Consider the following 452-nt stretch of genomic DNA (forward strand, 5'->3'; position numbering starts at 1 on the left):
TGCGGACTCAGCACCAACGGCTCGATTGGCCGGCCTCTAACACCTGCATTCGCCACAAGCGCTCTCCTCTACAGAGATTCGAGCCATCATATAATGTGACGAACTTGCGTTCCAGATGACTAGAGCGGGGTGGGATTAGCTTGAATCGATTGAGCATTCCCAAATCAGCTCGGTTCTGATTCAACATGCTGGCTGGGAAGGAGGCCAGCATGGATGGGGCGAGCGTATTCGACTGACCTGCGTGAGCGCGTGGTTGACGCCGTTTGCAAGGGTGGCCTGTCGTGCCATCAGGCGGCGGCGCAATTTGGTATAGGCATCAGCACGGCCATTCTCTGGGTGCAGCGCTTTCGCGAGACCGGCAGCGTCGAGCCGGACCAGATCGGCGGCTACAAGCCGAAGAAGATTTCGGGAAAGCATCGTGATTGGCTGGTGCAACGCTGCCGGACGGCGGA

General features: G+C 58.4%; 1 protein-coding gene. It reads left to right on the forward strand.

Going from position 1 to position 452, the window contains the following annotated elements; all coding sequences use genetic code 11:
• Window positions 1-213: 213 nt before the first annotated feature.
• Window positions 214-452, forward strand: a 239-nt coding sequence (locus AC5ZG1_RS44360; protein ID WP_496136563.1) for a helix-turn-helix domain-containing protein, incomplete at its 3' end; no start/stop codon positions are given.

It is taken from the genome of Bradyrhizobium sp. Leo78, from assembly GCF_059512425.1.